Origin of the sequence: Vibrio rumoiensis 1S-45 (assembly GCF_000286955.2) — a bacterium.
Classification (GTDB): domain Bacteria; phylum Pseudomonadota; class Gammaproteobacteria; order Enterobacterales; family Vibrionaceae; genus Vibrio; species Vibrio rumoiensis_A.
In genome coordinates this window covers 20,097-33,052 of the sequence record NZ_AJYK02000063.1, presented here as the reverse complement: position 1 = coordinate 33,052, position 12,956 = coordinate 20,097, and the positions used below count along the sequence as shown (strand labels likewise).

The 12,956-nt window shown below is 40.4% G+C and carries 12 protein-coding genes; 6 read left to right on the top strand and 6 right to left on the bottom strand.

Translation table 11 applies throughout. The annotated features are described in order from the left end of the window. Positions 1-57: 57 nt before the first annotated feature. Both cmk and aroA read right to left on the bottom strand, forming a co-directional pair. Positions 58-738 carry a (d)CMP kinase gene (gene cmk / locus A1QC_RS08825; RefSeq protein ID WP_017024046.1) on the bottom strand — a complete coding sequence of 227 codons (681 nt, stop codon included), beginning with the start codon at positions 736-738 and terminating at the stop codon, positions 58-60. 286 nt (positions 739-1,024) lie between these two features. Further along, entirely contained in the window at positions 1,025-2,308 is a 1,284-nt protein-coding gene (gene aroA, locus A1QC_RS08820; protein WP_017024045.1) for a 3-phosphoshikimate 1-carboxyvinyltransferase, read from the bottom strand. Positions 2,309-2,486: 178 nt separating this feature from the next. Here aroA and aat point away from each other — a divergent pair, with 178 nt between their 5' ends. The 3 genes from aat to infA all read left to right on the top strand — a co-directional run bounded on the left by aat (position 2,487) and on the right by infA (position 4,229). Next, positions 2,487-3,197: a leucyl/phenylalanyl-tRNA--protein transferase gene (aat, locus tag A1QC_RS08815; protein WP_017024044.1), complete on the top strand. Its 711-nt coding sequence runs from the start codon at positions 2,487-2,489 to the stop codon at positions 3,195-3,197. Between the two features lie 4 nt (positions 3,198-3,201). Next, positions 3,202-3,894, top strand: a complete 693-nt coding sequence (locus A1QC_RS08810; RefSeq protein WP_017024043.1) for an arginyltransferase — start codon at positions 3,202-3,204, stop codon at positions 3,892-3,894. A 116-nt stretch (positions 3,895-4,010) separates the two neighbouring features. Then, on the top strand, positions 4,011-4,229 hold the full coding sequence (gene infA / locus A1QC_RS08805) for a translation initiation factor IF-1 (RefSeq protein WP_017024042.1): 219 nt from the start codon (positions 4,011-4,013) through the stop codon (positions 4,227-4,229). A 229-nt stretch (positions 4,230-4,458) separates the two neighbouring features. Here infA and clpA read toward each other — a convergent pair whose 3' ends face one another. Further along, a complete protein-coding gene (gene clpA, locus A1QC_RS08800; RefSeq protein WP_017024041.1) occupies positions 4,459-6,723 on the bottom strand; it encodes an ATP-dependent Clp protease ATP-binding subunit ClpA in 2,265 nt (754 codons plus the stop codon). 51 nt (positions 6,724-6,774) lie between these two features. Next, positions 6,775-7,095: an ATP-dependent Clp protease adapter ClpS gene (gene clpS, locus A1QC_RS08795; protein WP_017024040.1), complete on the bottom strand. Its 321-nt coding sequence runs from the start codon at positions 7,093-7,095 to the stop codon at positions 6,775-6,777. A gap of 350 nt (positions 7,096-7,445) precedes the next feature. Between clpS and cspD the strand changes: the two genes are divergently transcribed. After that, positions 7,446-7,667: a cold shock domain-containing protein CspD gene (cspD, locus tag A1QC_RS08790; protein WP_017024039.1), complete on the top strand. Its 222-nt coding sequence runs from the start codon at positions 7,446-7,448 to the stop codon at positions 7,665-7,667. A 52-nt stretch (positions 7,668-7,719) separates the two neighbouring features. Here cspD and A1QC_RS08785 read toward each other — a convergent pair whose 3' ends face one another. Beyond that, positions 7,720-8,055 (bottom strand): hypothetical protein, encoded by a 336-nt coding sequence (locus tag A1QC_RS08785; RefSeq protein WP_017024038.1) that lies wholly within the window; start codon positions 8,053-8,055, stop codon positions 7,720-7,722. A 326-nt stretch (positions 8,056-8,381) separates the two neighbouring features. Next, complete coding sequence (locus A1QC_RS08780) at positions 8,382-10,613, bottom strand: NADP-dependent isocitrate dehydrogenase (protein ID WP_017024037.1); 2,232 nt, start codon at positions 10,611-10,613, stop codon at positions 8,382-8,384. A 317-nt stretch (positions 10,614-10,930) separates the two neighbouring features. Here A1QC_RS08780 and A1QC_RS08775 point away from each other — a divergent pair, with 317 nt between their 5' ends. Both A1QC_RS08775 and mnmA read left to right on the top strand, forming a co-directional pair. After that, a complete protein-coding gene (locus A1QC_RS08775; RefSeq protein WP_017024036.1) occupies positions 10,931-11,644 on the top strand; it encodes a pseudouridine synthase in 714 nt (237 codons plus the stop codon). A 139-nt stretch (positions 11,645-11,783) separates the two neighbouring features. Continuing rightward, entirely contained in the window at positions 11,784-12,941 is a 1,158-nt protein-coding gene (mnmA, locus tag A1QC_RS08770) for a tRNA 2-thiouridine(34) synthase MnmA (RefSeq protein ID WP_017024035.1), read from the top strand. The last annotated feature ends 15 nt before the right edge of the window (positions 12,942-12,956 follow it).

The window sequence follows — 12,956 nt, the reverse complement described above, 5'->3', positions numbered from 1 at the left end:
ATCATCCTTGCGACCGACAGTCCTTGTCACCAAGCACAAACTTTTCTAAAAAAGCTGTTACTTAATGAGTTTAGATTTGATGTATTTAAGTGCTTGCTCTACGACTTCATCAATAGAAAGTAACGTAGAATCAATCACTAACGCGTCATCAGCAGGGCGTAATGGCGCTACCGCACGATTACGGTCTCGATCATCACGCTCTTGAATATCGCGTAAAAGTTGATCGAATTTACCACTTAAGCCCTTTTGTTGCAACTGATTCAACCTGCGTTGAGCTCGCTCTTCAGCGCTCGCATCTAAGAATATCTTAGCTTCCGCACTTGGAAACACCACGGTTCCCATATCTCGACCATCTGCAACTAAGCCTGGCTTTGCGCTAAATGAACGCTGACGACGTAATAATGCTTCACGAACGCGAGGTAATGACGCCACTTTTGATGCTGCATTACCTGTCTCTTCTTTACGTAATTCTTTAGATACGTCTTCACCCTCTAATATCACTTTAACCAAATCGCCTTCAGCAATAAATTGCACGTCTAAATGCGTAGCCAAAGGGACTAATGCTTCTTCCGATTCGGTGTCTACACCATGATGAAGCGCTGCTAAAGCAAGTACACGATATATTGCGCCTGAGTCTAACAAATGAAATTCTAATTTCTCTGCTAACATCATGCATAACGTGCCTTTCCCTGCACCACTTGGACCATCAACGGTGATTACCGGGCTTCGAGATGACATAAATTTTCTCCGGGTATGACGTAATTCAAGCGCTGAATTATACAGAAATACCACCTACCCTGCATAACATATTGCGATGAAAGTCATTATTTTTACAAAATTTGATCTTTGTAGTGATTCCGTTATCAATGCATTAATCATGAAGTGACAAGGTGAATATTGTGGAGAGTGGTAGATGGAAATAAAGAATTGATTCATTAAAAAAACAAAAAGCCTCACAAAATAGTAAGGCTTGAAGGCATCAATTAATTTTTTGAACGAGATATCCGGTGCAAGCTAAGTGGCTCTATTGTTGACTCAATGCACAGAATTTATCGAAGTAATTAGGGAACGTTTTAGACGTACAATTAGGATCATTAATGGTCACAGGCGTATCGCTCAATGCCACTAAAGAAAAACACATCGCCATACGATGATCGTCATAGGTATCAATAGCCGCATGCGTCAATTGAGCTGGCGGTGTGATGATAATATAATCATTACCTTCTTCAACTTCTGCCCCTACTTTTCGTAGTTCCGTCGCCATAGCAGCTAGACGGTCTGTTTCTTTCACACGCCAGTTGTAAACATTACGAATGGCCGTAGTGCCTTTAGCGAACAATGCCGCAGTAGCGATCGTCATGGCAGCATCGGGAATATGATTAAAGTCCATATCTATCGCATTTAATTCACCACGACGACAAAGAACATAATCATCAGCCCATTCAATCTGTGCGCCCATTTTTTCTAACGCATCAGCAAATTGAATATCGCCTTGGATACTCTTTTTACCTATCCCAGTAACTTTTATTTCTCCGCCTTTAATAGCCGCAGCAGCTAAAAAATAAGATGCTGATGATGCATCGCCTTCGACTAAATAATGGCCAGGACTTTGATAGCTTTGCCCTGAAGAGACAACAAATGATTGATAATTGTTATTCTCGACTGACACACCAAATTTAGCCATGATATCAAGCGTAATATCAATATAAGGTTTAGAAACCAACTCCCCTTCAATATTGATTGTAATATCACCTTTAGCGAGGGGGGCAGCCATTAAAAATGCGGTCAAAAACTGGCTTGAAATAGAGCCATCAATCGATACTGAACCGGACTCTAAACCTGTACCTATAATTTTAAGTGGCGGATAATCTTCATTTTCAAGATATTCAACACTAGCACCAGATTGACGTAATGCATCAACTAAATGGCCAATAGGACGCTCCTTCATTCGAGGCTCGCCTGTTAATATAAATTCCCCCTGCCCCAAACATAAAGCCGCAGCTAATGGACGCATAGCCGTGCCAGCATTACCTAAAAATAATTCTAAAACGGAATTTGAACACAGTGGACCACCTAACCCCTCAACCTCACAGATAGTTTTGTCATCTGATAATTGATAATTAACCCCAAGGGCTGTCAGAGCATTTAACATATGACGAATATCATCACTATCTAGAAGATTCGTTAGGCGAGTCGTTCCTGTTGCCAATGCTGCTAGCAATAAAGCACGATTTGAAACACTTTTCGAACCAGGCAAATTAATCTCACCTGAAATTTTCTGAATGGGTTGAAGAGTAAGGCTTTCCATTAGTTACAACATTCCTTGCATAATCGCTTAAAGTTTATGAGTCATCCTCAAATATTCCTTCGAGATTAACCAAAAACAAGATTCAGTGCCAGTCTAAATATTGCTATCATCATCCTTTGTGACTGATTTATATACTCTCACTCTCTTTTCTTCGCTCATAAATTGGAATATGGCTATTATGACCCTCTATTTACCTTGTCTCGATACTTTAAATGAGCCCTTCCCCCCTGTTGAACAAGCTTTAAACGAACCGAATGGTTTACTCGCCTTTGGTGGTAACTTACATCCAGAAACCATACTACAAGCGTACCAGAGTGGCATTTTCCCTTGGTTTTCTGATGATGACCCTATTTTGTGGTGGAGCCCAACACCTAGAGCGGTTATTCGCCCAGCAGAATTCAAACCTTCAAAAAGCTTACGTAAACACATGAGACGATCTGGGTTAACTGTCACTTTAAATAAAGCCACACCGCTTATTATTAAGCTTTGTGCAAGCACCAGAAGTATTGAAGAAACATGGATTACTCAAGAAATGCAAGATGCCTATATTAAGTTAGCGCATTTAGGTCACTGCCATTCCATTGAAGTATGGCAAAATGACAGTATTATTGGCGGCTTATATGGCTTAAAAATAGGCAGAATTTTTTGTGGTGAATCTATGTTTTCAAGTGAAAGCAATGCCTCTAAAATCGCCTTTTGGCATTTATGCCATTATTTTAATCGTGTGGGAGGACAATTGATTGATTGCCAAATCATGAATGATCACCTACTCAGCTTAGGCGTCATTGATATAACTCGAGAATCATTTATATCGCAACTGGATCAGTATAAATCATCGAACATTGCTGACGATTTATTTCATCCTCAAACACTCTCACTTGAAGATTGATAGCATGGAATCAAATCAAATTAAAATTGGCCTCACGAATAATAGCCAATGTAGCTACTTACCAGCACAACAAGAGCGTGTCGCCGTCATTATTGAAGCGGAGCACCATACACCAGAACATTACGAAATCTTTTTAGCCAATGGATTTAGACGCAGTGGCGATACTATTTACAAACCACATTGCGATCACTGCCAAGCCTGTCAGCCAATTAGAGTGGCGATACCGGATATCACTTTTTCTAAAAGCCAAAAAAGACTCCTTAATAAAGCTCATCATCTGCGCTGGGAATTTAAAGAAGAGTTAGATAGTGACTGGTTTGAACTCTATGAACGCTATATTTCAATACGCCATTCCAATGGAAGTATGTTTCCAGCCAACCGAGATACTTTTTACCAATTTATTAATACAACTTGGCTAAAGCCACAGTTTTTGCACCTTTATGACAATAACAAATTGATTGCGATCGCCGTGACCGACTGTATGGAACAATGTCTCAGTGCTTTCTATACTTTTTTTGAACCTGAATATGCATTATCGCTCGGTACACTTTGCGTTTTGTTGCAAATGAAACAATCACAAAATATGGGAAAACAATGGCTTTATTTGGGTTACCAAATTGATGATTGCCCTGCGATGAATTACAAAGTTCGCTTTCAGCATCATCAAAAGCTAGTAAATCAACGTTGGCAAGGGTAGAATACGCAACAACTTTAAACTCGAGCATCATATTTATATGCTTGAGCATCATTACCCCTATTTTGACTACGCAATCCAGTAGTTAAAAATAAGCCAAATTTCGGTAAGAGGATTAAATGGCAAAAGAAGACGTAATCGAGATGCAAGGCACTGTCCTTGACACATTACCAAACACTATGTTCCGTGTTGAACTAGAAAATGGTCACGTAGTAACTGCACATATTTCTGGAAAAAGGCGTAAAAACTACATCCGTATCTTAACGGGTGACAAAGTGACTGTAGAAATGACTCCATACGATTTATCTAAAGGCCGTATCGTCTTCCGTGCTCGTTAATCACTTATCCATCATTTGAATTGTTGAAACCATATTTCGCATTTCTATGACTAATTTTAAAACCGAAGTTTAGGCTTCGGTTTTTTATTATTTAAATTTTATACCTACTTGCTCTCAATGGAACTCAGAACACGTATCTTATGCTCACTTGAGCATATAACCTGTACAAAAAAGGCCCTTAAATAATTAAGGACCTTTGACAGTTTAACCAAGATATCAATCTCGAGGCTTAATGAACCGCTTCTTCTTGGTTCAAGTACGTAAACTCAAGATCGTCACCATTAAGGGTGATTTTCACCGTTCCACCGTCGACTAATGAACCAAATAGTAATTCATTTGCCAGTGGTTTTTTCAGCTTATCCTGGATGACTCGACCCATCGGTCTTGCGCCCATCGTTCTATCATAACCACGTTTAGCTAACCAATGACGCGCATCTTCAGATACTTCCATTGATACACCACGAACATCTAATTGCGCTTGCAGCTCAACAATAAATTTGTCCACAACTTGATGGATCATGTCTTCGTTCAAGCTATTAAACCAAATAATGTTATCAAGACGGTTACGGAACTCTGGTGTGAACACCTTCTTGATTTCCGCCATCGCATCTGGGCTGTTATCTTGTTGAATCAGCCCCATGGATTGCTTCTCGGTTTCCTGAACTCCGGCATTGGTTGTCATCACAAAAATCACATTGCGGAAATCGGCTTTACGACCATTATTATCCGTTAGTGTGCCGTTATCCATCACTTGTAATAACAAATTGAAAATATCGGAATGTGCTTTTTCAATCTCATCCAAAAGAACAACGGAATGAGGGTGTTTAATGACTGCATCAGTCAATAGACCACCTTGATCGTAACCAACATACCCAGGAGGTGCGCCTATCAAACGGCTAACTGAATGGCGTTCACCATATTCAGACATGTCAAAACGTAATAATTCCACGCCAAGCAATTTTGAAAGCTGTACTGTCACTTCCGTTTTACCTACCCCTGTAGGGCCAGCAAACAAGAAAGAACCGACCGGCTTATGTTCATGTCCAAGACCAGCACGAGTTAACTTAATCGCTTCACAAAGCACATCAATAGCCGGATCCTGACCAAACACGAGCATTTTTAATCGACTATCCAGCTTTGACAGCGTTTCTTTGTCAGATGATGATACTGATTTTTCAGGAATGCGGGCCATTTTCGCTACGATAGTCTCAATATCGGCCACGTTAACAACTTTTTTACGCTTCCCTACCGGAGCTAATCGACAACGCGCTCCAGCTTCATCCATCACATCAATCGCTTTATCAGGTAAGTGTCTTTCATTGATATACTTAGCTGACAATTCCACAGCAGCACGAAGCGCTTTATTCGTAAAACGCACTTCATGGTGCTCTTCATATTTACTCTTTAAACCAATCAAAATCTTAGTCGTATCGTCAATTGATGGTTCTAAAATATCAATTTTCTGGAAGCGTCTTGCAAGAGCTGTTTCCTTCTCAAAAATACTGCTGTATTCCTGATAAGTTGTCGAGCCAATACAGCGTAGCTTACCATTACTTAACAAAGGTTTAATTAAGTTGGCCGCATCCACTTGCCCACCTGATGCAGCACCAGCACCAATGATAGTGTGAATTTCATCAATAAATAAAATCGTATCTTTTTCTTTTTCAAGTTGTTTTAAAATGGTTTTAAAGCGCTTTTCAAAATCACCACGATATTTCGTACCGGCCAGCAAAGAACCAATATCAAGCGAGTAGATAACAGAGTCTTTAATTACATCCGGAACTTGCCCTTCTACAATTCTCCATGCTAAGCCTTCTGCTATCGCAGTTTTACCAACGCCAGCTTCACCCACTAATAAAGGGTTATTTTTACGACGGCGGCAAAGTACTTGAATCGTTCGTTCTAATTCAACATCTCGTCCAATAAGAGGATCGATCTGGCCCTTCTTCGCCACTTCATTTAGGTTGGTAGCAAAGCTATCTAAACGTTCTTCTGAATTGCTTTCTTGGGCAGGTTCTTCGTTAAAGCTACTTGAGGAATTATTGTCACTCTCATCGCCTGATTTCCGGATGCCATGAGAAATAAAATTAACGATATCCAAACGGCTGATATCATTTTTCTTCAACAGGTAAGCCGCATGTGATTCTTGTTCGCTGAAGATGGCAACGAGAACATTGGCCCCAGCCACTTCACTGCGACCTGACGATTGGACATGAAAGACAGCTCTTTGCAATACACGTTGAAAACTTAATGTCGGTTGAGTTTCCCTCTCATCGTCTGCAGCAGGAATCAAAGGGGTCGTTTGGTCTATAAATGTATCGAGCTCTTGACGTAAGGTCTCTATATCGGCTTGGCAGGCAGATAAAGCTTCATTTGCCGAATCATTATCAAGAAGAGCCAACAATAAATGCTCTACTGTCATAAATTCGTGATGCTTTTCTCTAGCGCGTATAAATGCACTATTCAAGCTCATTTCTAATTCTTTATTTAGCATAGCTACCTCCCCAAAGAACAGTGAAGTCTGTTCATATAAGCTACAGCAGGTTTACACCTGTTCCATCGTACACAACAAAGGATGCTCATGTTCTTTTGCATACATTGTTACTTGCATTACTTTTGTCTCTGCTACTTCTGCGGTAAATGTTCCGCAAGCCGCTTTTCCTTCGTAATGTACTGTTAGCATAACTTGAGTCGCACTCTCCAAATCCATAGAGAAAAAACGATTCAAGATCTCAATTACAAAATCCATCGGTGTGTAATCATCATTATTCAACATAACACGATACATTGCCGGCGGTTTAACCTTCGTTTTCTCTTCAGCCAGAAAATCAATATCTGGTGAAGTCCATTGGTATTGCTTACTCATTTCAACATCTACTTTGTTATCGCTTTGATAAAAAATATGACTACTAATTTATCCTCTCTTTTAGAGACTAATGCACCTATGGTATCCCTGCAAATAAAAGATCACGTTTACGCGAGAGTCGCCCATCGAACGGTCAAAATTACAGCAACCATTCACCTTGCTAATGAAATATGATGAAAACCATAAACAAAATAGTTAAATAAAAGTTAAATCAATATCAATATTTTTACATTCCATCGTTGAATTATCACTCAAAACTATTGACTGTCAGCTGTGATTGTCTAAATTGTGTTCTGAGTGGTTAAAAAATTAACCGTTGTCATCGTTAAAAAGCATGAGGGACGTAAAGCATGGCTACAGGTACAGTTAAATGGTTTAACAATGCCAAAGGATTTGGATTCATTTGCCCAGAAGGTGAGGAAGGCGACATTTTCGCTCACTACTCCACCATAAAAATGGATGGGTACCGAACGTTGAAAGCTGGTCAACAAGTATCATACGAAGTGGAAAAAGGCCCTAAAGGCTCTCATGCTAGTTTGGTGATGCCAGTCGAAACCGATCAAAGTAAATAAAGATAACCGCCCTTTCCAAGCTATTTCGTTATCTAATGCCACCCTATATTAGTTATAAGGTGGCATAAATAATGATTTTTTGAGTCGCAGTATCATACTGGGTGTCTGTATTTTTAAAACACTCGACACCACGTAAAGGGTGGGTTTTCATCAAGTTGAACTCGTTCTGACTCAAACGACGGGCATTAAACACAATAGAAGCTGGAATTTGGCTTTTACCAACATCATGCCACTTTGCAGCAAGTATCGTTGACTTTTGATAATTTAATGTTATTTCAGGGTTTTCTTTAGATAAATGCAACATTAAAACAGAACTATAACGAGCTGTGTTTTCCGCATGCTTTTTATAACTAAGCATATCAAGTGATTGGTTTATTGACTGCTTCATATCCACCCGACTTAACGATTAAACCAATTTAACTCAATAAGTTAAATTTACCTTATAGATTTAATTCAGTGGCCAATCTACAGACAACACCTAGCTTGACCATTATCCAGATTCATTAAAAATTTAGCTACGTTTAATTTATACCACTTCCCATCTCGCACTACCATTAAACCTTATTAATTTTAATGATCACGCCAAAGTAAGGTAAAAGTATTCTTTGGTAATTATTTACGCACTCTAGATTACAGGCAAAAAAAACGACTCACTAAGAGTCGTTTTTGTCAATTAATGTACCTTATAGAAAAGGCACCATATCATTAATTAGATTACTTAAGGTTGTCTACAATCGCGTTCAACGTCGCACTTGCACGCATTAAGCGTGATACTTTGTCATTATCAACTGAATAGTAACCACCTAAATCAGCAGGTGCGCCTTGTGCGTTATTTAGCTCAGATACGATCTGTTGCTCTTTTTCAGCTAGCTCTGCTGCCACTGGTGTGAATTGTTTTGCAAGATCCACATCCTCAGACTGCTCTGCCAATGCTTTAGCCCAGAAAGACGCTAAGTAGAAGTGACTGCCACGGTTATCCAACTCACCCACTTTACGTGATGGTGATTTGTTTTCATCTAGGAATTGACCTGTCGCTTTATCAAGAGCATCTGCCAATACTTTCGCTTTAGCATTTCCAGTTACCGTGCTTAAGTGTTCAAGTGACGCAGCCAAAGCCAAGAACTCACCTAAAGAATCCCAACGTAAGTGGTTTTCTTTCTCAACTTGTTGAACGTGTTTAGGAGCTGAACCACCTGCGCCCGTTTCAAACAAACCGCCGCCATTCATTAATGGCACGATAGAAAGCATTTTCGCCGACGTACCTAATTCAAGAATTGGGAACAAATCGGTTAAGTAATCACGTAAAACGTTACCAGTTACTGAAATTGTATCCAAACCTTCTTTAATACGTTCTAAAGAATAATTGGTTGCAGCTACCGGGTTAAGAATCTTAATGTCTAAACCGTCTGTATCATAATCTGGAAGGTACGCATTCACTTTCTTAATCAGTTCAGAATCATGAGCGCGGTTTTCGTCTAACCAGAAAACAGCAGGAACGCCTGATGCACGTGCACGAGTGACAGCAAGTTTCACCCAATCTTGAATTGGTGCGTCTTTTACTTGGCACATGCGGAAGATATCGCCTTCTTGAACATCTTGCTCAAGCAACACTTTATCATTGCTATCCACTACGCGAACCACGCCCGCTTTTTTCGCGACGAACGTTTTATCGTGTGAACCATATTCTTCGGCTTTTTGAGCCATTAAACCAACGTTAGGCACGCTGCCCATTGTGGTTGGATCAAATGCACCGTGCAGTTTACAGAAATCGATAACCGCTTGGTAAACACCTGCATAAGAACGATCTGGGATCATTGCTTTGGTGTCTTGAAGTTGGCCATCGTTATTCCACATTTTACCTGAAGAACGAAGCATTGCTGGCATAGACGCATCAACAATTACATCACTTGGTACGTGGAGGTTAGTAATGCCACGATCAGAATCCACCATGGCTAAAGCAGGGCGAGTCGCGTAAACCGCTTGGATCGCTTGTTCAATTTCTTGTTTTTGCTCAGCAGGAAGAGATTCGATCTTACTGTAAACATCGCCAAGACCGTTGTTCACATCGACGCCAAGCTCTTCAAATACGCTGCCGTATTTGGCAAATACATCTTTATAGTAAACTTTGACCGCATGACCAAAGATCACAGGATCTGAAACTTTCATCATGGTAGCTTTCAAGTGCAATGAAAGTAAGATGCCTTGCTCTTTCGCAGCAGAAATTTCTTTTTCGAAAAACTCAACCAATGCAGCTTTATTAAGTACCGCAGCATCAATGATTTCTTTATCTTGAATCGCAAAATCAGCCTTTAATACTTCTACAGTACCTGCTGCATCAGCATGTTCAATGCGAACTGACGTTGCACCATCGATAGTGACTGATTTCTCGCTGCCATAAAAATCTTGCTCTGTCATGCTAGCAACATGAGAAGTTGAATGAGTATCCCATGCGCCCATTGAGTGTGGGTTTTTCTTCGCATAGTTTTTCACTGAAAGCGGAGCACGACGGTCAGAGTTACCTTCACGTAATACTGGGTTTACTGCGCTACCTTTGATTTTATCGTACGTTTCTTGAATCGCACGTTCTTCATCAGTTTTAGGTTCATCTGGGTAATTTGGAAGTGCGTAGCCTTTCGCTTGAAGCTCTTTAATAGCAGCACGTAATTGTGGGATAGATGCAGAGATGTTTGGCAATTTGATGATATTGGCTTCTGGCGTGTTCGCTAGTTGGCCAAGCTCGGTTAATGCATCACCGATACGTTGTTCTTCAGTTAAATAATCAGGAAAGTTCGCAATAATACGACCCGCTAATGAAATATCACGGGTATCAACATCGATACCAGAAGAAGCGGTGTAGGCACGAATAATTGGCAATAATGAGTAAGTAGCCAGTGCTGGTGCTTCATCTGTAATGGTGTAAATAATTGTTGGCTTATTTGTAGGCATTGAATTTCCCTATATAGATCGAACAGCCTTAATGGATGAGATAGGCTGTATGGCTCAAGAGTTAAGTCATATCAGTCGACTTAATACTATGTTGTAAGATAACAGACTCCTTCTGTTATTTGATAATTACTATACCCTTCGGACTTGAAGCATACACCTAACGAGAAAGCCTCTTGGGTAAGAATTTCTCGATTGAATTAAACAAATTCGAGTAATTAGTCTATTATCTTGTGTTTAGCGCGCACTATACTAGATCATTTCTGGTTTTATTAAAACTTACCCATACAGTTTGTTTATATTTTTGCAAGGTAGTTAACATGTCCACCCCTTCTAAGTCGCATTTTGCCACACAAAAGCGCAGTAAGTTTAAAACAGATCCGATCTCTAATGAAAAACCTAAAAAGCCGCAACGTACAAGTCACAAGCGACCATCGAATTCTCGCGTTTCAAATTTTCGCACAGTAAAACCCGCATCTATCATCAGCGCTGAAAATCGTATTATTTTACTCTTTAATAAACCCTTCGACACATTAAGCCAGTTCACCGATGGCGAAGGGCGAAAAACGTTAGCCGATTATATTGATGTAAAGGATGTTTATGCTGCTGGACGTTTAGATCGCGATAGTGAAGGCCTAATGGTGCTGACAAATGATGGTATTTTACAAGCCAAGATCACTCAGCCTAAATCCAAATCACCCAAAACCTATTGGGCACAAGTTGAGGGTTCTCCCACAGAAAGTGATTTAGAGAAATTACGCCAAGGCGTTGAGCTCAAAGATGGTATGACATTACCGGCTACAATCGAAATTATGGAAGAGCCGACAATATGGGAGCGAAATCCTCCTGTAAGATTCAGAGCTGCCATTCCAACAACCTGGTTAGCGATCACTATTATTGAAGGGCGTAACCGTCAAGTCCGTAGAATGACCGCTCATATCGGCTTCCCTACTCTACGTTTGGTTCGGTATTCGATTGGAGATTGGTCATTAAACGATCTTCAACCCGGCGAGTATAAACAGATAAAACTGTAGACTTGATTCTATTGTTTATTACCCCATATTAAACACATCAATTAGCGTATATTTGGGCTTCGTTCTGGCTTGCAGATCTGTCACCAGCACTAACTTTCTGTTAGAATTCGCCCCAGATAAATTATGTGGTACCTAATACATGTCAGATAACAGCCAAAAGAAAGTCATTGTCGGAATGTCCGGCGGCGTAGATTCATCCGTTTCAGCTTACCTTCTGCAACAGCAAGGTTATCAAGTTGAAGGTCTTTTCATGAAAAACTGGGAAGAAGATGATAATGAAGAATATTGCACCGCCGCTGAAGATTTAGCCGATGCTCAAGCTGTGTGTGACAAGCTGGGTATTCACTTGCATACCATCAACTTTGCTGCCGAGTATTGGGATAACGTATTCGAGTACTTCTTAGCCGAATACAAAGCAGGCCGCACGCCAAACCCAGATATTCTTTGTAATAAAGAAATCAAATTTAAAGCATTCCTTGAGTTTGCCGATGAAGTATTAGAGGCCGACTATATTGCGATGGGACATTATGTTCGTCGCACTTTCCCAACAGCAGAGCAACAAGCGGCGGGTGATAAACCTCAAATGCTGCGCGGTTTGGATAACAATAAAGACCAAAGCTACTTTTTATACACATTAAGCCATGAACAAGTAGCACGCAGCCTATTTCCAGTGGGTGATTTAGAAAAGCCTGAAGTACGTCGTATTGCAGAAGAGCAAGACCTCATTACTGCTAAGAAAAAAGATTCAACTGGTATCTGTTTTATTGGCGAGCGTAAATTTACCGATTTCTTATCTCGCTATTTACCAGCGCAACCTGGCAAAATTGAAACACCTGACGGTAATGTGATTGGCGAACACCAAGGGTTGATGTACCACACTCTTGGGCAACGTAAAGGGCTTCACATTGGAGGCCAGAAAGGTGGCGGTGGTAATGAAGAGCCATGGTATGTTGCTGAAAAAGATTTAAAACGTAACGTATTAATTGCGGTACAAGGTGGCGATCATCCTTTATTAAAATCGGAAGGACTCATCGCTTCTCAGCTTCACTGGGTTGATCGTAAAAACCTCACACAAACTATTCGATGCTCGGTAAAAACACGTTATCGTCAGCAAGATATTCCGTGTACAATCGAACCTATAGACGTGACTGATATTGAAAATTCAGATTTGACGGATAATCGAAGCATTAAAGTCATCTTTGATGAGCCTCAAGTCGCTGTGACTCCGGGACAATCTGCGGTATTCTACGCAGATGATGTTTGTTTAGGTGGCGGAATCATCGAAGCAAGAATTTAATAAAACTAAAGGGCT

Excerpts from the sequence above, each read along its gene's own strand:
- cmk (WP_017024046.1), bottom strand. The coding sequence starts at position 738 with ATGTCATCTCGAAGCCCGGTAATCACCGTTGATGGTCCAAGTGGTGCA.
- aroA (WP_017024045.1), bottom strand. The coding sequence starts at position 2,308 with ATGGAAAGCCTTACTCTTCAACCCATTCAGAAAATTTCAGGTGAGATT.
- aat (WP_017024044.1), top strand. The coding sequence starts at position 2,487 with ATGACCCTCTATTTACCTTGTCTCGATACTTTAAATGAGCCCTTCCCC.
- A1QC_RS08810 (WP_017024043.1), top strand. The coding sequence starts at position 3,202 with ATGGAATCAAATCAAATTAAAATTGGCCTCACGAATAATAGCCAATGT.
- infA (WP_017024042.1), top strand. The coding sequence starts at position 4,011 with ATGGCAAAAGAAGACGTAATCGAGATGCAAGGCACTGTCCTTGACACA.
- clpA (WP_017024041.1), bottom strand. The coding sequence starts at position 6,723 with ATGCTAAATAAAGAATTAGAAATGAGCTTGAATAGTGCATTTATACGC.
- clpS (WP_017024040.1), bottom strand. The coding sequence starts at position 7,095 with ATGAGTAAGCAATACCAATGGACTTCACCAGATATTGATTTTCTGGCT.
- cspD (WP_017024039.1), top strand. The coding sequence starts at position 7,446 with ATGGCTACAGGTACAGTTAAATGGTTTAACAATGCCAAAGGATTTGGA.
- A1QC_RS08785 (WP_017024038.1), bottom strand. The coding sequence starts at position 8,055 with ATGAAGCAGTCAATAAACCAATCACTTGATATGCTTAGTTATAAAAAG.
- A1QC_RS08780 (WP_017024037.1), bottom strand. The coding sequence starts at position 10,613 with ATGCCTACAAATAAGCCAACAATTATTTACACCATTACAGATGAAGCA.
- A1QC_RS08775 (WP_017024036.1), top strand. The coding sequence starts at position 10,931 with ATGTCCACCCCTTCTAAGTCGCATTTTGCCACACAAAAGCGCAGTAAG.
- mnmA (WP_017024035.1), top strand. The coding sequence starts at position 11,784 with ATGTCAGATAACAGCCAAAAGAAAGTCATTGTCGGAATGTCCGGCGGC.